This window comes from Pseudomonas sp. 2725, from assembly GCF_050434585.1.
GTDB lineage: Bacteria > Pseudomonadota > Gammaproteobacteria > Pseudomonadales > Pseudomonadaceae > Aquipseudomonas > Aquipseudomonas jessenii.
Window position 1 is genome coordinate 20,398 of sequence record NZ_JBNDIV010000001.1, and the last position, 22,680, is coordinate 43,077.

The following is a 22,680-nucleotide window of genomic DNA, read 5'->3' on the forward strand; positions in this document are numbered from 1 at the left end:
GAAAACCAAGGGCAAATACTGCACTGTGTGGCGCATTCTCTGCAGGTCGTTTTTTCTATTCGTCAGGTGAGGCCAGGTCATGAGCAAGCTGCGCGTGGGGATCATTTTCGGGGGCCGTTCGGCTGAGCATGAGGTGTCGCTGCAATCGGCGAAAAACATCGTCGATGCGCTGGACCGTTCACGCTTCGAACCGGTGCTGATCGGCATCGACAAACAAGGCCACTGGCACCTCAACGATCCTTCGGATTTTTTGCTGAATCAGGAAAATCCGGCGCTGATCGCCCTCAACCAGTCCAACCGCGAACTGGCCGTGGTGCCGGGTAAGGCCAGTCAGCAACTGGTGGAAACTTCCAGCCAGGAAATGCTCGGCCACGTCGATGTGATCTTCCCGATTGTCCATGGCACCCTTGGTGAGGATGGTTGCCTGCAAGGCTTGCTACGCATGGCCGATTTGCCGTTTGTCGGCTCCGATGTGCTGGGCTCGGCCGTGTGCATGGACAAGGACATCAGCAAGCGCCTGCTGCGCGATGCCGGCCTGGCCGTGACGCCGTTCGTGACATTGACCCGCGCCACGGCGGCCCGCACCGGGTTTGCCGAGGTGCGTGGCAAGTTGGGTTTGCCGCTGTTCGTCAAACCGGCGAATCAGGGCTCTTCCGTGGGCGTGAGTAAGGTCACCGACGAGGCTGAGTACAGCGCAGCGGTGGAGCTGGCCTTGAGTTTCGATACCAAGGTGTTGATCGAATCTGCCGTCAGCGGCCGCGAAATTGAATGTGCAGTGCTCGGCAATGAAGACGCCATCGCCAGTGGCTGCGGCGAGATCGTGGTGCGCAGCGGGTTCTATTCCTACGACAGCAAGTACATCGACGACAAGGCGGCTGAAGTGGTGGTGCCGGCCAATATCAGCGTCGAAGCCAGCGAGCGCATTCGCGCCCTGGCCGTCGAAGCGTTCCAGATACTGGGCTGCTCCGGCCTGGCTCGCGTCGACGTGTTCCTGACCGACAGCGGCGAAGTGCTGATCAACGAAATCAACTCGCTGCCCGGCTTCACCCGCATCAGCATGTACCCGAAACTGTGGCAGGCCACCGGCATGACCTACAGCGAGCTGGTGACGCGACTGATCGAGCTGGCGCTGGAAAAGCACCAGGTTCGGCAGGGGTTGAAGATCAGTCGATAAGCGGAGTTCTGCATCGTCCGTATTATCGGTAGGTATGCTTGCATGAGCCGACCCTGATCAAGCGTGTTTGACCGGTTTGATCAGGCTCTGGGCGGGTATCCCGAACAGCTCGTGCAGTTTCCAGATCATTGGAAGCGTCAACGCTCGCTTGCCATTGAGTACTTCATAAACACGATTTGTGCGGCCGATGGCGGGTGCAAGATCGGCGGCGGACAACCCGGACTGCTCCATTCTGAACTTGATCGCATCGATAGGATTGGGTAAGTCGACCGGGAAGTGCTTCGACTCATACGATTCGATCAGCGTAATCATGATGTCGAAGTAATCTCCCTCGGGAGTGCCAATCTCTGGTTCATTCTCAAACAGAGCCGACACGCTCTTGAGGGCGGCGCGGTAATCCTCTTCTGTGTGAATCGGGCGAATGTTCATGGGTTACTCCATTTCGACGTTATCAGCGTCGACCGTGTCGTACTGCTTGTGAGTGCCGACAAATTTTATGTACGTGGCGTGGAAACTCTAACCAGGACGCAAATATTTGCGGGTAGGAAAAAGCAGCGGGAGAGAGGCGAGCTGGACTCTTTGCTTATAAAAAGGGCCTACCCACCGGTAAGCCCTTTCTCATCCCCGCGTACGACTCAATCCCCCAGCGCTTGCCCTTCACGCCGCGGATCGGCTCCGCCTGTCAGCGACGCTTTGCCTTGGGCGTCCTTGACCCGAACAATCGCCTGGGTCCCGCTGGTCATGTCGATCTCGCTCACGCTGTGCCCTTTGTCTTTCAGCGCCTGAATCAGCGTCGGGCTGAACTGCCCCTGTTCCAGTTCGGTCGGGCCGTTGCGGCTGCCGAAGTTGGGCAGGTTGATGGCGGCTTGTGCATCGAGGTTCCAGTCGAGCAGGCCGATGGTGGATTTGGCCACGTATTCGATGATTTGCGAGCCGCCGGGGGAACCGACGGTGGCGAGGAATTCGCCGCTCTGGCGGTCGAAGATCAGGGTTGGGGCCATGGACGAACGCGGGCGTTTGCCGGGCTCGACGCGGTTGGCGACTTTTTGCCCGTTTTCCTCGGGGATGAACGAGAAGTCGGTCATCTCGTTGTTGAGCATGAAACCCTGAACCATGATGTGCGAGCCGAACGCTGACTCGATGGTGGTGGTCATCGACACGGCGCCACCCGCGTCATCGACGGCCACCACTTGCGAGGTGGAAATCCGCAGTGGCGAACGGTCCGGCGCATAGGCCACACGGATGCCCGGCGGAGTGCCGTGTTTGGCCGTGCCCATGCTGCGTTCACCAATCAGGGCGGCGCGGCTGGCGAGGTAGGCCGGGTCGACCAGGCCCTTGACCGGCACGGGGACGAAGTCTGTATCGGCTAAGTATTGAGCGCGGTCGGCGTAGGCCAGGCGTTCGGCCTCAGAGATCAGGTGCACGGCTTGCGGGTCGGGTTCGATGCCGGCCGGGGCCGTGGTCTTGACCGGTTGCAGCGGTGCCAGCGCCAGGCGTTTATCGCGGGTCTCCAGGGCTTGCAGCGTGCCGAGGATCTGCGCCACGGCGATCCCGCCCGACGACGGCGGCGGCATGCCGCAGACCTGCCAGCGCTTGTAGTCGGTGCACAGCGGCGCGCGCTCCTTGGCCTGGTAGTTGGCGAGATCGGTCAGGGACAGGCTGCCGGGGTTGTCGTGCCCCTGCACCTTGGCCGCGATTTCCTCGGCGACCGGGCCTTTGTACAGGGCATCCGGGCCTTCATGGGCAATGCGCTTGAACACGGCGGCCAGTGCCGGGTTCTTCAAGTTTGTGCCGACGGCTTTTGGGCTGCCATCGGCATTGCGAAAGTAAGCCATCATTTCCGGCGAGCGAGGCATGGACGAATCCGCGGCGATCAACCGGTGCAGGCGTGGCGAAATGGCGAAGCCTTGTTCGGCGAGCTGGATGGCCGGTTCAAACAGCTGCGCCCAGGGCAGGCGTCCGTGTTTTTGATGGGCCAGTTCCAGGGCGCGCAGCACGCCGGGTGTGCCCACCGAACGACCGCCAATCTGCGCCTGGGTGAACCCCATCGGTTGTCCGTTGGCTTGCAGGAAAAGCTTTTCGGTGGCGCCGGCCGGGGCAGTTTCACGTCCGTCGTAGGTGCGCACGGCCTTGCCATCCCAGAGGACGATCAATGCGCCGCCGCCGATGCCCGAAGACTGTGGCTCGACTAGCGTCAACACGGCTTGCATCGCAATCGCCGCGTCGATGGCCGAGCCGCCCCGGCGCAGCATCTCCCGCCCGGCTTCGGCCGCCAGCGGATTGGCCGCCGCTGCCATGAATTTCTCGGCATGTTGAGTTTTCAGGTCGGTGCGGAACCCGGAAGCGCTTTCCGGTGCGAGCGGCAGTGTCGGCACCGAAGCGTTGTGGCACGCGGCCAGGGTCAAGGCACTGGCGAGCAGAATCAGGGTTGGCAGGCGATAGCGGCGCAATGGAAAGGTTGAGAACACGTGGGGTACTCCGTCCGTTGGATCTACGATCAGTGGACTTTATCGGCCGACCGGGAGGGACGCAAACCAGGTCCCACGGCATTGACGCTTTTGTCCTTCATCAATAGCGGGATTTTCTGTAGGGTCGTTGCCAACAGGCAGGCCGGAAAATCAACAAGAGGCAGACATGCAAACCGAGTTCCCCACCCAGTCCAGCTATCGCACCCAGCGTGAACAGTTCCTGGTCGCCGCGACCACGGCAGGCGCAACGCTGACGGAGTATCCACACCCGCTCAAGGGGCCGTTTGGTGAGTCCCTGAGCACGGATGTGGCGGTATTGGGTGATCCGGGCGCCAAGCGCCTGTTGATCGCGCTGAGCGGCACCCACGGAGTCGAAGGCTTCTACGGCTCGGGTTGCCAGATCAAATGGCTGCAGGAGTTGGGCAAGCGCTCCCTGCCAGCGGATGTCGCCGTGGTCATGATCCATGCCATCAACCCTTGGGGCATGGCGTGGTTGCGCCGGGTCAACGAAGACAACATCGACCTGAACCGCAATCACCTGGATTTCCAGCGACCGCTGCCGGACAACCAGGCCTATGACGCTCTGCATGAAATCTATGCCTGCCCACAGTTGCAAGGTCCGGAGCGTGATCGTGCCGATGCCTTGCTCGACGAACAGATTCGCCTGCACGGCTGGCCGGCAGTCATGTCGATTGTCGAGGGCGGTCAGCATGCTCACCCCGACGGTCTGTTTTTCGGCGGGCTGGCGCCGAGCTGGTCGAACCGCACGTTGCACAAGATCGTGCAAATGCACGTAGCCCATGCCGAGGTCGCCATGTGTTTCGACTTGCACACGGGCGCTGGCGAATACGGTCATCCGATGTTGTTGACCATCACCGAGTCCGCCTATCCGGCGCTGGCGGATGCGCAGGCGATTTATGGCCCATGGCTCTACAGCCTGCAAACCGGTGCCGATACCCTGAGCGAAACCGGCGTGGCGGCAACGGCCACCGGCTATACCTCGCAGGCATTGATCGATGCGCTGCCGCAGGTACGGCTGATGCCGTTTGTCATTGAGTGTGGGACTTACCCGGGGCCGGACGTTCACCGGCATCTGCGCGATGATCACTGGCTGCATTTGCATGGCAACCCGAGCGACGCAACGGGGCGCGGGATCAAGTTGAATCTGCTGGAGCAGTTCTATCCGGCGGATAGCGATTGGCAGGCGATGGTCTGGTTGCGCACGTGGCAGATCTGGGAGCGGGCGTTGTCGGCATTGCCGACCATTGGCGTCTGATCGATGCGCGCATGCGGTTGAGGATTTCCTGCAACCGCAGCGTACTTTTTCAAGGCATAAAAAAACGGCCTACCTTTCGGTAAGCCGTTTTTAGTACTTGGTGGCTACACAGGGACTTGAACCCCGGACCCCAGCATTATGAATGCTATGCTCTAACCAACTGAGCTATGTAGCCAAGTGGCGCGCATTATTCACCGGTAATGGGGATGCGTCAAGCATAAATCTAAAATATTTCTCTGCGCTTTCAACCGTTTATCAAAATCTATCCTCTGAGCAGCGGTGAAGGGCAGCGATGGAACCAGCGGCTGGCCTGTTCGTAGGCGTGGGCCAGTTGCAGGACAGCGAAGTCGGCCTGGTGTCTGCCGATGATTTGCAGGCCCATGGGCAGGCCGCTGGCGCTGAAGCCGACCTGTACGTTGGCTACCGGGCAGCCGGACAAGGTGCCGGGAATCACCACCTCCATCCAGCGGTGATAGGTGTCCATGGTCACGCCTTCGATGGTGGTGGGCCACGGTTGGGTTTTATCGAAGGGGAACACCTGGGCGCTGGGTAGCAGCAGGTAGTCGTATTTTTCGAACAACCTGGAGATCGCCCGATACCAGTCGCTGCGCGTCACTGAGGCGGCAAACACGTCGGTGGCCGAGAGTTTCAGGCCGTTTTCCACTTCCCAGCAGGCTTCCGGTTTCAACAGCGCACGTTTTTGCGGGTCGGCATAGGTCGCGCCCAACGAGCCGGCGACCATCCAGTGGCGCAATGTCCGCCAACTGCTCCACAGCTTCTCTGGCGCGAATCCGGATTGAACGGGCTCGATGTGGCAACCCAGGCTTTCGAAATCGGCAAAGGCCTTTTCACACAACGAGAGGATGCCTTTTTCCATCGGCAGGTAGCCGTTGAAGTCGCCGAGCCAGCCCAGACGCGTGCCTTTGAAGTCCCGATCCAGCGGTGCCGCAAAGGCGCTGCCGGGCTCGGCAATCGACAGCGGCGCCCGTGCATCGGCCCCGGCCTGCACTGACAGCAGCAACGCCGCATCGCGCACGCTGCGAGCCATGGGGCCTTCGTAGCCGAGTTGGTCGATAAACAGATCGGCACTGTCATCGAAGGGCACGCGGCCCTGGGACGGACGGAACCCGAAGATATTGTTGAAGGCGGCCGGGTTGCGCAGCGAGCCCATCATGTCGCTGCCGTCGGCCACCGGCACCAGGTGCATCGCCAGCGCCGCCGCCGCACCGCCGCTGCTGCCGCCAGCGGTCTTGCTCGGGTCGTAGGCGCAACCGGTCGCGCCGAACAGCGGGTTATAGCTTTGCGAACCGAGGCCGAATTCCGGGGTATTGCTCTTGCCGATGATGATCGCGCCCGCCGCTTTGATTCGCTCGACCATGATGCCGTCGCGCTCGGGGATGAAGTCCTTGTACAGCGGCGAACCCAGCGTGGTGCGGATGCCACGGGTCAGGGACAAGTCCTTGATGGCGTGGGGCAGGCCGTGCATCCAGCCACGGTATTGGCCTTTCGCCAGTTCGGCGTCGCGGATATCGGCCTGGGCCAGCAGGTCTTGCGGCGCTTGCAGGCTCACCAGTGCATTGATCTTCGGATTGAAGCGTTCGATATGGGCAAGATAAGTCTGCATCACTTCCCGGCAGGAAACCTGGCGCAGGCGGATGCGTTCGGCGAGCTCGTGGGCCTGCAACAGGACCAGTTCGCTGATGTTATTAGAGTTCATTGCAAGCGGCCTTTCAGACGGCTGGAAAAACGCCCCGTCATCGCGTCGGGGCGGTAGAGATCAACGCATCAGGTTGGTCCAGAGACGGTCGGCCAGGCGGATCGCGCCTTCGCCGCAGGTCTTGCTGAACACCACCTGGGTGCCTTCGGGAATGTGCAGTTCCGGGGCATCCTTGAGGCCCGCGTCGAGGAACGGCTCCACACCCTTGATCGGGCTCTGGTGCTTGAGGAAGTTCTGGGTCATCGCCGCGTTTTCAGGCTGGCTGAGGAACGCGATGAAGGCCTTGGCGTTTGCCGGGTTCTTGCTGCCGGTCGGGATGACCATGTTGTCGACCCAGGCCAGCACACCTTCTTTCGGGTACAGGTATTTCAGGCTCGGTTTCATCTCTCGGGCGCGCATCGACGAGCCGCCCCAGAACGTCGACATGTCGATTTCACCGGAGGCGAGGTTTTCGCGGATCGAACCGGCCTTGGAACTGTAGGTTTTGACGAAGGGTTTCTGCGCCTTGAGCAGGGTCAGAATCTGTTGCATCTGCTTCGGGTCTTCGCTGCACAGTGGAATGTTCAGATACAGGCTGGCCATGTCCACCACGTCGCTGACCGAGTCGAACATGTTGATTCGTCCTTGCAGCTCGGCCGGTGGCTCGTAAAGCACCTTGAGGCTGTCGGCGGGGCCCTTGTAGCGCTCGGTGTTGAGCACCACGCTGGTGGTGCCCCAGATGAACGGCACGGAATAGGCACCTTCCGGGTCCCAGGTGGGTTTTTTCAGGTTGTCGACGACGCTGGCGTAGTAGGGCTGGTTGACCGGGTCGAAGCGCTCCAGCAGTTTTTCCTTGATCAGGATCGGCACGAACTGGTGCGAAGGGATCGCCACGTCATAACCGGCACCGCCCTGTTTCAATTTGGCCAGCAGGGTTTCGTTGGAATCGTAGGAGTCGACTGTAACTTCGATGCCGGTCTGCTTCTGGAACTTGGCGAGAATCTCCGGCGAAAAGTAGCCGCTCCAGCTCACCACGTTGAGTTTTTCCGCGGCCTGAACGCTGCCGACCATGGTCAGCGGTAAAGTCAGGAACAACGAAGTGCCGATGCTTTTAATCCACTTGCTCATGCTATTTCCCCACAGTACGTAGAAGGTTCAGGTTTTCTTTTTGCCCAGCAGATAAGAGAGCGTGACGAACAGCACCGAGACGCCCAGGATCAGGGTCGAGACAGCGTTGACGTCCGGTGTCACACCCATGCGCAACAGGCCGAAGATGAAGATCGGCAAGGTGGTGGTGCCGGCCTGGGAGACCATCATCGAGATCACGAAGTTATCCAGCGACACGATGAAGGCCAGCATCAACCCGGAGAAAATCCCCGGCATCAGCAGCGGCAACGTGACCTTGCGAAAGGTCCGCCACGGGCCGGCATAGAGGTCGGCCGAGGCTTGCTCCAGGGACAGGTCCATGTCGTTCAGGCGTGCCCGTATCGGCAGAAAGGCGAACGGGATACAGAACACCGTGTGCGCGATGATCAGGTTGCCGTAGCCCAGGGACAGACCGATGGTGGAGAACAGCGCGAGGGTGGCGACGCCGACCACGATTTCCGGCAGCACCAGGGGCAACATGATCGCGCCCATGGACAGTTGCAGGCCCTTGAACTTCGCACCCCGTGAAGTGCCGAGAGCGGCGAGGGTGGCGATGGCCGTGGCGACCATGCTGGCGCAGACCGCGATCAACAGGCTGTTGCCAGCCGCCTGGCGCAGGGCCTGGTTGGCGAAGGCCGCGCGATACCAGTCGAAGCTGAAACCGGTCCACACCGTGGCCGACTGGTTGGCGTTGAACGAAAACACCACCAGCACCACGATCGGCGCGTAGAGGTACAGGTAGAACAGGAAACTGAATCCGCCGAAGCCGGGGAAGTCCTGCACCCCCAGCGTGTTGCGTTTGAACAGGCCGATCATCACGCACCTCCTTTGGCGATGCGCTGGCGCTCGGCACGCAAGGCATAAACCGTCAGTACCAACATCACCGCCGCCATCAGCACCAGCGACAGGGCCGCACCGAAAGGCCAGTTACGCGCATCGCTGAACTGGCGGAAGATCAGGTTGCCGAGCATCATTCGCGTGCCGCCACCGAGCAGTTCCGGAGCGATCATCGCGCCCAGGCAAGGCACGAAAGTGAGGATGGCGCCGGCGAGAATTCCCGGTTTGGCAATCGGCAACACCACCTTGCGCAAGGTTCGAACGCGTCCGGCGTAGAGGTCTTGAGCGGCTTCGAGCAGGCGGATGTCCATTTTTTCCAGGGTGGCGTAGATCGGCAGCACGACGAAGGGCGCATAGGTGTAAACCAGCCCCAGCAGCACCGCACCGTCGGTGTAGAGCAGTTGCAGCGGCTGGTCGATGACCCCGAGGCCCATCAGGCTGTTGTTGATCACCCCGGTGTTGCGCAGCAGCAGAATCCAGGCGTAGGTGCGGATCAACAGGTTGGCCCAGAACGGCACGGTGATCAGGAAGATCAGCAAGCCACGGCGATGGGCCGGTTGCATGGCCAGCCATACCGCCACCGGAAAACCGATCAACAGGGTGATGAGCGTGGTCAGCCCGGCGATGCCGATGGAGCGCAGGGCAATGATCAGGTAGGAGTCGGCGAAGGCCAGGCTGTCGTCCAGTTGCCGCTCGAACAGCAGGGAGGTGTAGGCGTCACTGCTGAATACTTTGTTCACCCCGCCATAGGGGTTGGCCTCCATCAGCGAGTAACCGATGACGATCAGGATCGGCACGATCAGAAACAGGCCGATGGCGATCAGCGCGGGGCTGACACCGAGAAAGCTCTGGAAGGCCCGCCGACGTTCCAGTGTGTTGGCAATCGGTAAAGCGTGCATGGCAATTCCTCGTGCTCAATCGTGCAGGACGCTGGCGCTGCCCTGGTCGAACAACAGACCGGCCTGACTGCCGACGGCGAAGCGTTTGCTCTGGTCGACGCAGTTGGGGGTGCGCACGGTGAGGCGTGAACCGTCGCTCAGGCTGACCTGGTATTGCAGATCGGTGCCGAGGTAGATCTGCGCTTCGATCCGGCACGGCAGAGCGTTCTCAGTGGTGGCTGGCACCAGATGCAAACGCTCGGGGCGCACGGACAATGCGACGTTGGCACCGACTCGCACATCGCTGCATGGCTGTGCAGGCAATGGATGACCGGCCGGACCGGCGAACCAGGCGAGGCCGTCTGCAACGCGGGTGACCGTACCTTCGATGAAGTTGGTTTCACCGATGAAGTCCGCCACGAAGCGATTGCGCGGGCGTTCGTAGATGTCTTCCGGACGACCGACCTGCTGCACCTCGCCTTCGGACAACACGGCGATGCGGTCGGACATGGTCAGGGCTTCTTCCTGGTCGTGGGTGACGAAGATGAAGGTGATGCCGGTGCGCGCCTGAATGGTTTTCAGCTCTTCGCGCATGGCCTGGCGCAGCTTGAGGTCCAGAGCCGAGAGCGGTTCGTCGAGCAGCAAGACTTTGGGATGCGGCGCCAATGCACGAGCGAGGGCGACACGCTGTTGCTGACCGCCAGACAGTTGCGCCGGCTTGCGGTTGGCAAAGCGCTCCATCTGCACCAGGGCGAGCATCTCGCGCACCCGTTCTGCCATTTGCGTTTTGTTCAGGACTTTGCCCATCGGGTGGGACTCAAGGCCGAAGGCCAGGTTCTCGGCGATGGTCATGTGCGGGAACAGCGCGTAATGCTGGAACACTGTGTTGACCGGGCGCTGGAAGGGCGGGCGGTCGGCGATGTTTTCGCCGTAGAGCAGAATTTCGCCTTCGGTAGGGAATTCGAACCCGGCGATCATCCGCAGGAGCGTGGTTTTGCCGCAGCCCGAAGGGCCGAGAAGGGTGAAGAACTCGTTGTCGCGAATGTCCAGGTCGATGCTTTTGAGTGCCACCGGGCCAGTCTTTGGATCACCGTAGACTTTGCGCACTGAGCGGATGGACACCGCCAGCGTTTGCAGCGAATGCAGGGCATTCATGCGTTACCTCCGATTCCCCCATCGCCTGCGCACGTGCTGAAAACAGCTGTGTCGTCGGGCCATGGATATTATTTTTCTGGGCAGGATCGAGATTGCGTTCGGGTGTTGTAACCAGCTGTTTTGTTGTTCTGCTGTGGATCGATTATCAGCGAGGGGTTGCGGGGGCGAAACTTCAATTTTAACATAGGGGTTGTTAAAAAATTTAACAGCAGAAGGCGCCCGGAAACCATGCCTGACCACCGTTTGCCGCCGCTCAACGCGGTGCGTGCCTTTGATGCCGCGGCCCGGTTGGGCAGCTATGTCGAAGCCTCCAAAGCCCTGCACGTGACCCAGCCGGCCATCGGCCGCCATGTGAAGTTGCTGGAAGACTGGCTGGGCATCCAACTGTTCGAGCGCACCTCACGCGGGGTCAACCTGACGACGGCGGGGGAGAAGTACCACCGCAAGATCACCGCCGCCTTGCAGCTGATCATCGAAGCTGGAAAAGAGGCGCAGCCAAAACACGCCGAACGCTGGCTGCGCATCATGGTGGTGCCAGGGTTTGCCAAGCGCTGGCTGATGCCGCGCATCGAGGCCATGCGTCATCTGCGCCCGGGCTTGAAGTTCGCCATCGAGCCCAACTCCACCTTCACCGAAGTGGATGGCAAAAGCGCTGACCTGGGCATCGTCTACGGGTTGGACGGCCAATATGCGCACTCGCGCACCAGCCTGATTTGTCCTCGGGTGTTTCCGATCTGTTCCCCCGACTATCTGGCCAGCGTCGAGCCCATCGACAGCCCCGCGGACCTGGTGAAACACAACCTGATCCATGTGGATGACGGCGAGTGGTGGAACCTGTGGTTCGCCGCCAACGACCTCGACATGCACCTCAATTCGGACATGCTCTACGTCAACAACGACCACGCGCTGTCGGTGGCCGAGAGCGGGCAGGGCATCGCACTGGCCAACGAAGTGCTGGTGCGCGACGAACTCCATAGCGGCAAGCTGGTGCGGGTGGTGGACGCGCAAGTGAAGCTGGAAAGCTATCGAGTGCTGACGCCGTCCGCCGAGCTCTCGGCGGACGCGGCGTGGTTTATCGACTGGCTCAAGAGCGAACTGGAGCAGGACTTCCCGGAGGCGGTGATCCGCGCCTGAGAAGTCCTGGCGGGTTCAACTCAAACGGAAGCGCCCGGTGTTGTCGCTTAAGGCTTTGCTGCCGTGGCTCAGGGTGTCCGCGGCCTGGTTCACCGCGCGAGCCCCTTCGAGCAAGCGCACCGCCGCTTGATCGACCTGCTGGATATTGCCGCTGACCTCGTCGGCGGTACTGGCCTGTTCCTCCACCGCCGTGGCGATTTGCGCCAGGGTATCGGTGACGCTCTGCACCGCACTGGCGATTTCCCCGAGCCGTTCACCGAGGCCGGTGACCGCTTGCGCATCGCTCTCTGCCTGACTGCACGCGGCTTGCATCAGGCTGACGGCCTCATTCACGGTGTTGCGCAGGCTGTCGACCGTGCCGGCGATCTGTGCGGTCGACGATTGCGTGCGTTGGGACAGGCTGCGCACTTCATCGGCCACCACCGCGAAGCCACGCCCTTGCTCGCCCGCCCGAGCCGCCTCGATGGCGGCGTTGAGTGCCAGCAGGTTGGTCTGCTCGGCGACGCCGCGAATGGTGTCGACCACCAGTTGAATCTGCTGTCCTTGTTCACTGACCCGGCCCAGCGCCGCAGCGGTCTCGTTCAGACGTTGATTGAGCTGCTGGATACTCGCGGTGGTGCGCTGGCTGTCACGGCTGCTGTCGGCGGCAATGCGCCGGGTGTGCTGGGCGCTGCCGGACGCCTGTTCGCAGCTGTGGGCCACCCCTTGTGAGGTGGCGGCCAGTTGCGTCGCCGCAGCGGCAATCTGGCTGATCTGCAACTGCTGGGCTTCGACTTCGCCCAGGGCGTCGCTGGAATGATGGTTGAGGGTTTGCACCGCGTTGCTCAGTTGCAGGGTTTCGTGATCCACCCCTTGCAGGCTGGTGCGCAGTTGCACCACGGCGACGTTCAGCGCGGTGCTGATGACCGCCAGTTCGTCCCGGCCTTGAACCGGCACTTGCAGGCTCAGATTGCCATCGCGCAGGGCCTCGGCCAGTACCGTGATGCCGCTGGCGCTGCGGCGGATCGAGGCCTGCAAACAGATGAACAGATACAGCGCGGCCAACAGCAGGCAGCCCAACACGGCGGCCACAACAACGAACTGGCGGATCGCCGAGTCGTGGTAGTAATCCAGGCGTTGATCCAGCGACACCAGCGACTGCTGACGCAACGAGGCGAGGTCAGAGAGCAGGGCATCGAGACTGCGTTCGAAGTCCTCCGGCTTGAGGTTGATGCTGCCACCGAACACGCCGTCATCCAGCACCTTCAGGCCCGCATCGAGGCGCTTGAGGCTGTCGTGGTATTGCCCGGCCCAGGTTTGCAGGGCGTTGGGCAAGCGCGCTTCGAGCAGGCCTGCGGTTTTAACCAGCTGCTCGCGCGCATCGCCGATGCGGCTGCGCAAGTCGCGCAGTTGCAGGCGGCTTTGCAGGGTGAACTGTCCGGACACCACCGAGGCCTGGCCCACAGCAGCCAGACGACCGACCCGTTCGATCAGGTCCGGCGCATGCTGTGTGGAGATCTGCGTCAGCAAGTAGGTTTCCAACCACGGTGCCAGCGTCAGGCGATTGTCCATGGCGATCTGCTCGCGTAAGGCTTGCAGGGCGCTCAAAGCGTTGGTGAAGCGATCGTATCCATCCGGCCACCAACCGACATTGCTCAGGCTTTTTGAGTCGAGGCCATCGAGGGCGGTTTGCAGGGCCTGATAACGCGACAGGGTTTCGCCCTCGGCGCTTTCTTTTTGCAGGGCATTGCCCAATTCGGCAGTGGCCTGGCTGACGGCGGGCTGAACCCCATCGAAGGCGGCCATCGCGGCGAGGGTGGCCGGCGTTGGCTGGCGATTGGTTTCCGTGGCGCGCCACCTGGCGGCGCGATCACGCTGGGCGGCGAGCAGGTCATCCAGCGCATCGAGCGCAAGCAGTTGCCGCACCCCGGCGCGTTCGCCGGAGATCAGGCTGAGTTTGTCGCGATAGTCCTGGCCGATCATCCACAGGCTGCCGGCCAGCGGCAGGATAAACAGCAGAAACAACAGCTGGAATTTACGTGCGAAGCCAAAACGCCCCAGCAGCCCGATCCCCGGTGATAAAAAAGCCTGCATGCCCCATGACTCCTCTGGACACCACGCACTATTGGCGTGCGACGGAGGTTGTCGCCCCCCCGACTCGTGCCCTCTAAAAAGGCCTCGAAAGTTCACCCTTGTCCGCTCTGTAGGCCGACTCTGTAGCGAAACTTCCCATTGTCGGTCTCCTTTGTAAGGAGGCCGCGTTCAAGCAGACAAGGAAGGCAAGATTCAGACCATGGCTTTGCGCCATCAAGGTTGTGGTGATGAAAAACGAGGTCGTTAGCAGGCTAAGGGGATGGCGTTGCCGCACCGAAAAATGGCACATTGGCGCACCTGCACGTTCGTACCTCCTGTTGTCTGGAAATTCCCATGGCTATCAGCAACGCCCAGACCGGCTCAGTGCCGGCGTCCGCTACGCCCCAAAGCAGTCCCCTGGTGATGCGCATCATCGGCGCGGTAGCGCTGGCGCATTTGATCAACGACCTGATCCAGTCGGTGCTGCCGTCGATCTATCCGATGCTCAAGGCCAACTATGGCCTGACCTTCACCCAGGTCGGCCTGATCACCCTGACGTTCCAGTTGACGGCCTCGCTGCTGCAGCCGTGGGTCGGTTACTACACCGATCGTCATCCCAAGCCCTGGTTGTTGCCGGCGGGTACGGTCTGCACCCTGGTCGGGATTCTGATGATGTCGGTGGTCGGCAGCTTCCCGCTAATCCTGTTGGCGGCGGGGCTGATCGGCATCGGTTCATCGACCTTCCACCCGGAAGCGTCCCGCGTGGCGCGCCTGGCTTCGGGCGGACGCTTCGGGCTGGCGCAATCGACCTTCCAGGTCGGCGGTAACGCAGGCTCGGCGTTCGGCCCGTTGCTGGCGGCGGCGATCATCATTCCCTACGGTCAAGGGCAGGTGGCCTGGTTCGGCCTGTTCGCGGTGTTTGCGCTGTTCGTGCTCTACCGGATCAGCCGCTGGTACGCCAACCACTTGAATCTGTTCAAGCTCAAGCAAGGCCAGGCGGCGACTCACGGTTTGTCCAAGGGCCGAGTGACCAGTGCGCTGGTGGTGCTCGGGTTACTGGTGTTCTCCAAGTATTTCTACATGTCGAGCCTCACCAGCTACTTCACGTTTTATCTGATCGAGAAGTTCGACCTGTCGGTGGCCAGCTCGCAGTTGCACCTGTTCCTGTTTCTCGGCGCGGTCGCGGCGGGGACGTTCTTTGGCGGGCCGATCGGTGACAGGATCGGGCGCAAGGCGGTGATCTGGTTCTCGATCCTCGGCGTTGCGCCGTTCACCTTGCTGCTGCCCCATGTCGACCTGTTCTGGACCAGCATTCTCAGCGTGGTCATCGGCTTCATTCTCGCCTCGGCATTCTCGGCCATCGTGGTGTACGCCCAGGAACTGGTGCCGGGTAATGTCGGGATGATCGCCGGGATATTCTTCGGTTTGATGTTCGGCTTCGGCGGGATTGGCGCGGCGTTGCTGGGCCATTTGGCGGATATTCACGGCATCGAATACGTGTACTACCTGTGTTCGTTCCTGCCGCTGTTTGGGGTGCTGGCGATCTTCCTGCCGCGAACCAAAAAGGCCTGATCCAACACAAATCCCCTGTGGGAGCGAGCTTGCTCGCGATGACGGAGTGTCAGTCAGTATCTTTGTTGGCTGACACACCGCTATCGCGAGCAAGCTCGCTCCCACAGAAAAGCAAAAACAAGGCACAAAAAAAGCCGCGTATCAAACGCGGCTTTTTCTTGGGCGTATGGCTTACACGTTGAAACGGAAGTGCATCACGTCGCCGTCTTTAACGATGTAATCCTTGCCTTCCAGACGCCATTTACCGGCTTCCTTGGTACCGGCTTCGCCCTTGTACTGGATGAAGTCGTTGTAGGCGATCACTTCGGCGCGGATGAAGCCTTTTTCGAAGTCGGTGTGGATCACGCCAGCGGCTTGTGGTGCGGTGGCACCGACGCGGACGGTCCAGGCGCGGACTTCTTCGACACCGGCGGTGAAGTAGGTCTGCAGGTGCAGCATTTCGTAGCCGGCGCGGATCACGCGGTTCAGGCCAGGCTCTTCGAGGCCCAGGGCTTCGAGGAACATGTCTTTTTCTTCGCCGTCATCGAGCTCGGCGATTTCCGCTTCGATCTTGTTGCACACCGGAACAACCACGGCGCCTTCTTCTTCGGCGATGGCGCGTACAACGTCCAGGTGCGGGTTGTTCTCGAAACCGTCTTCAGCGACGTTGGCGATGTACATGACCGGCTTGGTGGTCAGCAGGTGGAAGCCCTTGATCACCGCTTTCTCGTCGGTGCCCATGTTCTTCATCAGGCTGCGCGCCGGCTTGCCTTCGGTGAAGTGAGCGATCAGTTGCTCCAGCAGGCCTTTCTGGACCACTGCGTCCTTGTCACCGCCCTTGGCGTTGCGCGCGACTTTCTGCAGTTGCTTCTCGCAGCTGTCGAGGTCGGCGAAGATCAGTTCCAGGTCGATGATTTCGATGTCGCGTTTCGGGTCGACGCTGTTGGAGACGTGAATCACGTTCTCGTCTTCGAAGCAGCGGACCACGTGGGCGATGGCATCGGTTTCACGGATGTTGGCCAGGAACTTGTTGCCCAGGCCTTCACCTTTCGACGCGCCGGCAACCAGGCCCGCGATGTCGACGAATTCCATGGTGGTCGGCAGGATGCGCTTTGGATTGACGATGGCAGCCAGGGCTTCCAGGCGCGGATCCGGCATCGGCACGATACCGCTGTTAGGCTCGATGGTGCAGAAGGGGAAGTTCTCGGCCGCGATCCCGGATTTGGTCAGGGCGTTGAACAGGGTGGACTTGCCGACGTTAGGCAGGCCGACGATGCCGCAATTGAATCCCATGGTGTTTCCCCTCGGATAAGAGTCAGGCCTTCTGGCTGTGCAGGTTTTTCATCGCGCGGTTCCATTCCCCGGCGAGGATATCCGGCAGCACGCCGAGGGCAAAGTCGATGCTGGCATCGAGTTTTTCCTGTTCGGCGCGTGGCGCACGACCCAGGACGAAATTTGAAACCATGCTGGCGACGCCCGGATGACCGATGCCAAGCCGCAGGCGGTGGAAAGTGTTCTGATTGCCCAGTTGCGCAATGATGTCGCGCAACCCGTTGTGACCGCCATGGCCACCGCCCACTTTGAGTTTGGCGACGCCGGGTGGCAGGTCGAGTTCGTCGTGTGCCACGAGGATTTCTTCAGGCTTGATGCGGAAGAAACCTGCAAGGGCCGCCACGGCCTGGCCGCTGCGGTTCATGTACGTGGTGGGAATCAGCAGACGAACATCCTGACCCTGATGCGAATAGCGCCCGGTCAGGCCGAAATATTTGCGGTCCGCCACAAGGTTTACGCCTTGTGCGTTCGCGATGCGCTCAACAAAAAGGGCCCCTGCGTTATGCCGGGTCTGTTCGTATTCAGCGCCTGGATTTCCCAGGCCAACGATCAGTTTGATGGCAGTCACGATAGGGGCCCTTCCTTGGAGTGGTGGATAACATCGCCGCAATCAGGGATAGCGGCGAAAGTGGACGAAAATTGCTCATTTACCATGATGTAAACTCCGCGTTCTCGCCCGCTTTCTCGCTATGCTCTAGTCCGCGATGTTTCCGGTCACTCCGGCGTACAGAGTAAAATTACTCTGCAGCGCCTTCTGCAGCTTCTGGAGCAACACGTGGAGCGTGGACGTTGGCAACAGCCTTGTCATCACCGTGTGCCAGGGCCACGAACTCAACGCCTTTAGGAGCCTTGAGGTCCGACAGGTGAATGATCGAACCGATTTCAGCGTTAGCCAGGTCGACTTCGATGAACTCAGGCAGATCTTTCGGCAGGCAGGAAACTTCGATCTCGGCAACAACGTGCGAGATTTCGCCGCCTTTCTTGGTCGGTGCTTCTTCGTTGATGAAGTGCACTGGAACGATAGCGGTCAGTTTCTGGCCGGCTACTACGCGTACGAAGTCAGCGTGCATCACGTGGCCTTTGGCCGGGTGACGCTGCAGGGCTTTGATCACGACGTTCTGCTTGGTGCCACCAACGTTCAGCTCGATGATGTGGCTGTAAGCCGCTTCGTTTTCGAGCAGTTTGGCAACTTCTTTGGCCAGCATGCTGATGGATTCAGGGGCTTTGTCGCCACCGTAAACTACAGCTGGAACCAGGCTTGCGAGACGACGCAGGCGGCGGCTCGCACCTTTCCCCAGGTCGGAACGCACTTCAGCATTCAGAGTAAAATCGTTCATGTTGTATCTCCAAAATAACCACACTCGCCCCAGCGTTTGCGACCAGCGCTAAAGGCGATATGGGCAAAAAAGCCCCGCCCCGACAGGAATGCCGGGGCGGGGCGCTTTTCGTCAACGAGACATTTCGAGAAGGGCAGGGCCCTTAGCGGAACATCGCGCTGATCGATTCTTCATTGCTGATGCGGCGGACCGCCTCGGCAACTACCGGTGCGATATCCAGTTGGCGGATACGCGCACAGGCTTGTGCTGCAGCGGACAGAGGAATGGTGTTAGTCACCACCAACTCGTCCAGCACGGAATTTTCGATGTTTTCGATCGCCCGACCCGACAGCACAGGGTGCGTGCAGTAGGCGAAAACCTTGGCAGCGCCATGCTCTTTCAAGGCCTTGGCCGCGTGGCACAGGGTGCCGGCGGTATCGACCATGTCATCGACCAGAATACAGGTACGCCCTTCGACATCACCGATGATATGCATCACTTCAGAGTGATTGGCTTTCTCACGGCGTTTGTCGATGATCCCGAGATCCACGCCCAGGGATTTGGCAACGGCACGTGCACGCACGACGCCGCCAATGTCCGGGGACACGATCATCAGGTTTTCGAAGCGCTGATCTTCGATGTCATCCACCAGAACCGGGGAGCCGTAGATGTTATCTACCGGAATATCGAAGAAACCCTGGATTTGGTCAGCATGCAGATCAACCGTGAGAACACGGTCGATGCCGACTACGGTAAGCATGTCAGCCACGACTTTCGCGCTGATAGCCACACGTGCGGAACGCGGACGGCGATCCTGACGGGCATAACCAAAGTAAGGAATAACAGCAGTGATACGAGTAGCCGAGGAGCGGCGGAAGGCATCAGCCATCACTACCAGTTCCATCAGGTTATCGTTGGTCGGAGCGCAAGTCGGCTGAATAATGAAGACGTCTTTACCGCGAACGTTTTCATTGATCTCGGCTGTAATTTCGCCGTCGGAGAATTTACCGACAGAGATGTCACCGAGAGGGATATGCAGCTGACGTACGACACGCCGAGCCAGATCGGGGTTAGCGTTCCCCGTAAAGACCATCATCTTGGACACGCGCAGTACCTGAAGGCTGAGGGTAACCTGGATGAGTATAGGAAAATGGCAGGGGCGGCTGGATTCGAACCAACGCATGGCAGGATCAAAACCTGCTGCCTTACCGCTTGGCGACGCCCCTGTATCTGTTGCAACGATTACCCAGTAATCGGTTCCTTTAGAGCAGACTTTGCAGCTTGCGATGCAACATCGAAACGTTGCTTCCTTTTGCTACAAATCCTGTAAGGGTCTCTGTCAGAAGGGCCGAGACTTTATCAGCTTCAGCTTTGCTTGGGAAGCCCCCAAACACACAACTTCCAGTTCCGGTGAGTTTTGCTTCGGTAAATTTACCTAACAAATTCAAAGCGTTACGTACCTCTGGATAACGCCTTGTTACCACCGGCAAGCAGTCATTTCGACTGTTTCCCTTGGGAACGGGGCGCACTTTAATGGGAGGAGTGTTACGTGTCAACAACGGATCTGAAAAAATTTCTGCCGTACTAACAGAGACTTGCGGCACCAGCACCAGATACCACGGTTCTTCCGGGTCCACAGGGGTCAGTTTCTCCCCCACGCCCTCGGCGAAAGCCGCGTGGCCACGTACGAAAACCGGGACGTCGGCGCCCAGCGTCAACCCCAGTCCGGCCAGGCGATCTTCATCCCAGCCCAATTGCCACAGATGATTCAAGCCCAGCAATGTTGTTGCGGCATTCGAGCTGCCGCCACCGATGCCGCCGCCCATGGGCAGGATCTTGTCGATCCAGATATCGACGCCCAGCGAGCAAGCGGATTGCTCCTGCAGTTTTCTGGCGGCCTTGACGATCAGGTTGCTGTCGTGGGGAACACCTTCGAACTCAGTGTGCAGATGAATGACACCGTCATCGCGCAGGGCGTAGGTGATTTCGTCGCCGTAATCGAGAAACTGAAACATCGTCTGCAGTTCGTGGTAGCCGTCTTCGCGGCGACCCAGGATGTGCAGCATCAAATTGAGTTTGGCTGGCGAGGGCAGCGTCAGGCGATTGGCCGGCATGTCACGACCCCAGTTTGCGCGGTTGCCAGATCTTGATCACCAGCGTGACATCAAGGTCGGTGCCGCTGAGCTTGATGCGCTCGGGTAGCCAGAAACCGTTTTGCTGGGTGTAGGCGGTGTAGTCGACCTTCCAGCCATCCTGTTCAAGGCTCGCCAGGCGGCTGTCGCCGTCCAGGGTCAGGCGACTTTTGCTGTCGGGAGCCGGGAGCCCGCGCACCCACCAGGCCAGGTTGGACACCGGCAGCTTCCAGCCAAGCTGTTCTTCGAGCAGCACTTCCGGATTCGGCGCGTCGTAACGTCCCTGGTTGGCGACTTCCAGCGACACCTTGCCCGGGCGTCCGGTCAGGCGAGCCGCGCCGCGGCCCAGTGGTCCCGACAGGCGAATGTCGTAGTAATCCTGGCGCTGCAACCAGAACAGCGTGCCGCTGCCCGAGTCTTTCGGGGCACGGATGCCGATCTTGCCGTCGATCTGCCAGCCATCGAGGCCGGTCAGTTGCTGTTTGTGCTGACGCCATTGGGCGGCGTTGCCATGGCCCTCGACCGACTCACGGGGACCCAGGCCCGCGCAACCGGCGAGCAGGGCGATAAAGCTGAAAACGATGAAATGGCGCAAAAACATAATTTTAAAGAGTCTCTGATCCGGTCAGGCGTTTGATGGTGCCGCGCAGGGTCGGGCTGTCAGGCTGTTCCTTGAGGAACTTGCCCCAGACTTGTTTCGCTTCACGCTGTTTGCCGTTGGCCCACAGGACTTCACCCAAGTGAGCGGCGACTTCCTGATCGGGGAAGCGATCCAGGGCCTGGCGCAGCAGGCGCTCGGCTTCGTCGAGATTGCCCAAGCGGTAATTCACCCAGCCAAGGCTGTCGAGTACCGCCGGGTCTTCCGGACTGATCTGGTGCGCCTGTTCGATCAGGGCCTTGGCTTCGGCGTAGCGCGTGGTGCGGTCGGACAGGGTGTAGCCCAGGGCATTCAACGCCATGGCATTGTCCGGGTCGCGCTTGATGATCGTACGCAGGTCTTTTTCCATCTGCGCCAGGTCATTGCGTTTTTCCGCCTGCATGGCGCGGGTGTAGAGCAGGTTCAGGTCGTCCGGGTATTTCTGCAAGGCCTGTTGCAGAGCATTCCAGGCCTTGTCGCCCTGATTGTTGGCGGACAGGGTTTCGACTTCGATCAGGTACAACTGGATGGCGTAATCCGGCTGCTCATCGCGTTCTGCCGCCAGCTTGCGTTGCGCTTCGGCGGTCTTGCCGTTGTTGATCAGGATGTCGGTCTGACGCAATTGCGCCGGCAGGAAGTCGTTGCCCGGGCCAACCTTGGCGTATTCGATCAGTGCGCCTTGCGGGTCGTTTTGTTCTTCGGCGATGCGGCCGAGGTTCAGGTGCGCCGAGTCGACGTGGCTTTCCCGGGCGATCAGGTCTTCAAGATGACCCTTGGCCTCGTTCCAGTCCTTGGCTTCCAGGCACACCAGCGCCAGGGAGTAACGCAGTTCGTCGTCTTCCGGGTATTGCTGGACCAGGCTCGAGAACTCGGCCTTGGCGTCGTCCATGCGGTCCTGTTCAACCAGCATCCTCGCGTAAGTCAGGTGCAGGCGCTTGTCGTCCGGGTATTTCTTGATGCTTTTCTGCAGCAGCGGCAGGGCTTCGTCACCGCGATTCAAGGTTTGCAGCAGGCGTGCGCGCAGCAGGATCGGCGCAATTTCGCCGTCCTCCGGCGGATTGTCTTCCAGCAGCTTCAGCGCGCCCTTGGCGTCGCCATCCTGTTGCATCAGCAAGGCCTTGCCGAAAATCAGCTGGCCGTTGTCCGGATGACGCTGCAACAAACGATCGAAGCTTTTCATCAAGCCGTTGCGGGTGTCCTGGTCGGTGTCGGCCGCGGACAGCGCAAGGAAGTCGAAATGGGTGTCGCCTTTGCCTTGCAGGACTTTCTCCATATAGACCATGGAGTCGTCATAACGCCCGGCGCGCGCCAGTTGCACGGCGGCGGCGCGTTGCGCTTCGAGGTCGTCGGGGGCGTTCCTGGCCCAGATCAGCGCAGTATCCAGGGCTGCCTGGTCGGCGCCCAGATATTCGGCGATACGAAATGCCCGCTCGGAGATGCCCGGATCCTGGGTGTTGATGGCCTGGGTCACATAGTTGTCCAGGGCAATGTCAAAACGATTGCGCTGGCCGGCCAGTTCGGCGCTCAACAGGCTGAAGATGGTTTCCTCGCTGAATGGGCTGTAGACCTTGGGCTTTTCAGGGGCCGGGGTGCTGTCTTCAACCGGCGGCGCACCGTCCGACGAAACGGGTGCCAAGGCCTGGCAGCCGCTGAGGAAGACAAGAGCGAGGAGCAACGCGGAGGATCTATTCATATAGGAAGAGGACGACTAACCTGCGGTCGGATCATCATGACACAAGCTTTCGAGCAAACATAACCGGCCCGGCAATTTACCTGCCAGCCCGATCCGCGTCGCCCTGATGCTTGTGTAAACGAGAACTGCTCGCAACCCGCGGCGGCGCCTGATGGGGCGATAGATATCGAGTAGTTGTTCTGATTCCGTCGAAGTAGGACAAT

Annotated in this window: 19 protein-coding genes, 2 tRNA genes and 1 pseudogene; 4 read left to right on the forward strand and 18 right to left on the reverse strand. The window is 60.4% G+C overall.

Annotated features, from left to right (window positions below):
- The first annotated feature begins 79 nt into the window (after positions 1 to 79).
- Positions 80 to 1,174 (forward strand): D-alanine--D-alanine ligase, encoded by a 1,095-nt coding sequence (gene ddlA, locus ABIE16_RS00110; RefSeq protein WP_429520360.1) that lies wholly within the window; start codon positions 80 to 82, stop codon positions 1,172 to 1,174.
- Between the two features lie 57 nt (positions 1,175 to 1,231).
- Here ddlA and ABIE16_RS00115 read toward each other — a convergent pair whose 3' ends face one another.
- The 3 genes and pseudogenes from ABIE16_RS00115 to ggt all read right to left on the reverse strand — a co-directional run bounded on the left by ABIE16_RS00115 (position 1,232) and on the right by ggt (position 3,642).
- A complete protein-coding gene (locus ABIE16_RS00115) occupies positions 1,232 to 1,603 on the reverse strand; it encodes a helix-turn-helix domain-containing protein (RefSeq protein ID WP_057398063.1) in 372 nt (123 codons plus the stop codon).
- Between the two features lie 3 nt (positions 1,604 to 1,606).
- A pseudogene (locus ABIE16_RS00120) lies at positions 1,607 to 1,687 on the reverse strand (type II toxin-antitoxin system HigB family toxin); the annotation flags it as partial.
- 122 nt (positions 1,688 to 1,809) lie between these two features.
- Positions 1,810 to 3,642 carry a gamma-glutamyltransferase gene (gene ggt, locus ABIE16_RS00125; RefSeq protein WP_429520361.1) on the reverse strand — a complete coding sequence of 611 codons (1,833 nt, stop codon included), beginning with the start codon at positions 3,640 to 3,642 and terminating at the stop codon, positions 1,810 to 1,812.
- Positions 3,643 to 3,808: 166 nt separating this feature from the next.
- On the opposite strand from ggt, the gene ABIE16_RS00130 reads away from it, so the two are divergent.
- Positions 3,809 to 4,918, forward strand: a complete 1,110-nt coding sequence (locus tag ABIE16_RS00130) for a DUF2817 domain-containing protein (RefSeq protein WP_429520362.1) — start codon at positions 3,809 to 3,811, stop codon at positions 4,916 to 4,918.
- Between the two features lie 98 nt (positions 4,919 to 5,016).
- On the opposite strand, the gene ABIE16_RS00135 is transcribed toward ABIE16_RS00130, so the two are convergent.
- The 6 genes from ABIE16_RS00135 to ABIE16_RS00160 all read right to left on the reverse strand — a co-directional run bounded on the left by ABIE16_RS00135 (position 5,017) and on the right by ABIE16_RS00160 (position 10,630).
- A tRNA-Met gene (locus ABIE16_RS00135) sits at positions 5,017 to 5,093 on the reverse strand.
- Between the two features lie 87 nt (positions 5,094 to 5,180).
- Entirely contained in the window at positions 5,181 to 6,635 is a 1,455-nt protein-coding gene (locus ABIE16_RS00140) for an amidase (RefSeq protein ID WP_429520363.1), read from the reverse strand.
- A 60-nt stretch (positions 6,636 to 6,695) separates the two neighbouring features.
- Positions 6,696 to 7,742 (reverse strand): extracellular solute-binding protein, encoded by a 1,047-nt coding sequence (locus ABIE16_RS00145; protein WP_090457671.1) that lies wholly within the window; start codon positions 7,740 to 7,742, stop codon positions 6,696 to 6,698.
- A gap of 27 nt (positions 7,743 to 7,769) precedes the next feature.
- Positions 7,770 to 8,576 carry an ABC transporter permease gene (locus ABIE16_RS00150; RefSeq protein ID WP_057713307.1) on the reverse strand — a complete coding sequence of 269 codons (807 nt, stop codon included), beginning with the start codon at positions 8,574 to 8,576 and terminating at the stop codon, positions 7,770 to 7,772.
- On the reverse strand, positions 8,576 to 9,496 hold the full coding sequence (locus ABIE16_RS00155) for an ABC transporter permease (protein WP_007981819.1): 921 nt from the start codon (positions 9,494 to 9,496) through the stop codon (positions 8,576 to 8,578). The genes ABIE16_RS00150 and ABIE16_RS00155 overlap by 1 nt, the downstream gene beginning before the upstream one ends.
- A gap of 15 nt (positions 9,497 to 9,511) precedes the next feature.
- The gene (locus ABIE16_RS00160) at positions 9,512 to 10,630 is read right to left on the reverse strand and encodes an ABC transporter ATP-binding protein (RefSeq protein ID WP_218494205.1); all 1,119 of its coding nucleotides are present in this window, start codon (positions 10,628 to 10,630) and stop codon (positions 9,512 to 9,514) included.
- Between the two features lie 228 nt (positions 10,631 to 10,858).
- On the opposite strand from ABIE16_RS00160, the gene ABIE16_RS00165 reads away from it, so the two are divergent.
- Positions 10,859 to 11,764 carry a LysR substrate-binding domain-containing protein gene (locus ABIE16_RS00165; protein WP_057713310.1) on the forward strand — a complete coding sequence of 302 codons (906 nt, stop codon included), beginning with the start codon at positions 10,859 to 10,861 and terminating at the stop codon, positions 11,762 to 11,764.
- Between the two features lie 15 nt (positions 11,765 to 11,779).
- Here ABIE16_RS00165 and ABIE16_RS00170 read toward each other — a convergent pair whose 3' ends face one another.
- Positions 11,780 to 13,837, reverse strand: a complete 2,058-nt coding sequence (locus ABIE16_RS00170) for a methyl-accepting chemotaxis protein (RefSeq protein WP_429520364.1) — start codon at positions 13,835 to 13,837, stop codon at positions 11,780 to 11,782.
- Between the two features lie 333 nt (positions 13,838 to 14,170).
- On the opposite strand from ABIE16_RS00170, the gene ABIE16_RS00175 reads away from it, so the two are divergent.
- Entirely contained in the window at positions 14,171 to 15,388 is a 1,218-nt protein-coding gene (locus tag ABIE16_RS00175) for an MFS transporter (protein ID WP_057713312.1), read from the forward strand.
- Between the two features lie 171 nt (positions 15,389 to 15,559).
- Here ABIE16_RS00175 and ychF read toward each other — a convergent pair whose 3' ends face one another.
- The 8 genes from ychF to ABIE16_RS00215 all read right to left on the reverse strand — a co-directional run bounded on the left by ychF (position 15,560) and on the right by ABIE16_RS00215 (position 22,477).
- A complete protein-coding gene (gene ychF / locus ABIE16_RS00180) occupies positions 15,560 to 16,660 on the reverse strand; it encodes a redox-regulated ATPase YchF (RefSeq protein ID WP_007981836.1) in 1,101 nt (366 codons plus the stop codon).
- A gap of 22 nt (positions 16,661 to 16,682) precedes the next feature.
- Positions 16,683 to 17,267 (reverse strand): aminoacyl-tRNA hydrolase, encoded by a 585-nt coding sequence (gene pth, locus ABIE16_RS00185; protein ID WP_007973893.1) that lies wholly within the window; start codon positions 17,265 to 17,267, stop codon positions 16,683 to 16,685.
- A 169-nt stretch (positions 17,268 to 17,436) separates the two neighbouring features.
- Complete coding sequence (locus ABIE16_RS00190) at positions 17,437 to 18,036, reverse strand: 50S ribosomal protein L25/general stress protein Ctc (protein WP_007973891.1); 600 nt, start codon at positions 18,034 to 18,036, stop codon at positions 17,437 to 17,439.
- A gap of 142 nt (positions 18,037 to 18,178) precedes the next feature.
- Positions 18,179 to 19,120: a ribose-phosphate pyrophosphokinase gene (locus ABIE16_RS00195; protein WP_003171603.1), complete on the reverse strand. Its 942-nt coding sequence runs from the start codon at positions 19,118 to 19,120 to the stop codon at positions 18,179 to 18,181.
- Between the two features lie 46 nt (positions 19,121 to 19,166).
- Positions 19,167 to 19,241: transfer RNA gene (locus ABIE16_RS00200), tRNA-Gln, on the reverse strand.
- A gap of 36 nt (positions 19,242 to 19,277) precedes the next feature.
- Positions 19,278 to 20,129, reverse strand: a complete 852-nt coding sequence (gene ispE / locus ABIE16_RS00205; protein ID WP_057713314.1) for a 4-(cytidine 5'-diphospho)-2-C-methyl-D-erythritol kinase — start codon at positions 20,127 to 20,129, stop codon at positions 19,278 to 19,280.
- 1 nt (position 20,130) lies between these two features.
- Positions 20,131 to 20,748 carry a lipoprotein insertase outer membrane protein LolB gene (gene lolB / locus ABIE16_RS00210; protein ID WP_349736494.1) on the reverse strand — a complete coding sequence of 206 codons (618 nt, stop codon included), beginning with the start codon at positions 20,746 to 20,748 and terminating at the stop codon, positions 20,131 to 20,133.
- 4 nt (positions 20,749 to 20,752) lie between these two features.
- Positions 20,753 to 22,477, reverse strand: a complete 1,725-nt coding sequence (locus tag ABIE16_RS00215; RefSeq protein ID WP_429520365.1) for a tetratricopeptide repeat protein — start codon at positions 22,475 to 22,477, stop codon at positions 20,753 to 20,755.
- Positions 22,478 to 22,680: the final 203 nt, after the last annotated feature.

What these genes read in the sequence shown, in the direction of transcription:
- ABIE16_RS00165 (WP_057713310.1), top strand. Translation starts at nt 10,859, where the DNA reads ATGCCTGACCACCGTTTGCCGCCGCTCAACGCGGTGCGTGCCTTTGAT.
- lolB (WP_349736494.1), bottom strand. Translation starts at nt 20,748, where the DNA reads ATGTTTTTGCGCCATTTCATCGTTTTCAGCTTTATCGCCCTGCTCGCC.
- ABIE16_RS00160 (WP_218494205.1), bottom strand. Translation starts at nt 10,630, where the DNA reads ATGAATGCCCTGCATTCGCTGCAAACGCTGGCGGTGTCCATCCGCTCA.
- ABIE16_RS00155 (WP_007981819.1), bottom strand. Translation starts at nt 9,496, where the DNA reads ATGCACGCTTTACCGATTGCCAACACACTGGAACGTCGGCGGGCCTTC.
- ychF (WP_007981836.1), bottom strand. Translation starts at nt 16,660, where the DNA reads ATGGGATTCAATTGCGGCATCGTCGGCCTGCCTAACGTCGGCAAGTCC.
- ABIE16_RS00215 (WP_429520365.1), bottom strand. Translation starts at nt 22,477, where the DNA reads ATGAATAGATCCTCCGCGTTGCTCCTCGCTCTTGTCTTCCTCAGCGGC.
- ddlA (WP_429520360.1), top strand. Translation starts at nt 80, where the DNA reads ATGAGCAAGCTGCGCGTGGGGATCATTTTCGGGGGCCGTTCGGCTGAG.
- ABIE16_RS00145 (WP_090457671.1), bottom strand. Translation starts at nt 7,742, where the DNA reads ATGAGCAAGTGGATTAAAAGCATCGGCACTTCGTTGTTCCTGACTTTA.
- ABIE16_RS00170 (WP_429520364.1), bottom strand. Translation starts at nt 13,837, where the DNA reads ATGCAGGCTTTTTTATCACCGGGGATCGGGCTGCTGGGGCGTTTTGGC.
- ispE (WP_057713314.1), bottom strand. Translation starts at nt 20,129, where the DNA reads ATGCCGGCCAATCGCCTGACGCTGCCCTCGCCAGCCAAACTCAATTTG.
- ABIE16_RS00175 (WP_057713312.1), top strand. Translation starts at nt 14,171, where the DNA reads ATGGCTATCAGCAACGCCCAGACCGGCTCAGTGCCGGCGTCCGCTACG.
- ABIE16_RS00190 (WP_007973891.1), bottom strand. Translation starts at nt 18,036, where the DNA reads ATGAACGATTTTACTCTGAATGCTGAAGTGCGTTCCGACCTGGGGAAA.
- ABIE16_RS00130 (WP_429520362.1), top strand. Translation starts at nt 3,809, where the DNA reads ATGCAAACCGAGTTCCCCACCCAGTCCAGCTATCGCACCCAGCGTGAA.
- ABIE16_RS00115 (WP_057398063.1), bottom strand. Translation starts at nt 1,603, where the DNA reads ATGAACATTCGCCCGATTCACACAGAAGAGGATTACCGCGCCGCCCTC.
- ABIE16_RS00150 (WP_057713307.1), bottom strand. Translation starts at nt 8,576, where the DNA reads ATGATCGGCCTGTTCAAACGCAACACGCTGGGGGTGCAGGACTTCCCC.
- ABIE16_RS00140 (WP_429520363.1), bottom strand. Translation starts at nt 6,635, where the DNA reads ATGAACTCTAATAACATCAGCGAACTGGTCCTGTTGCAGGCCCACGAG.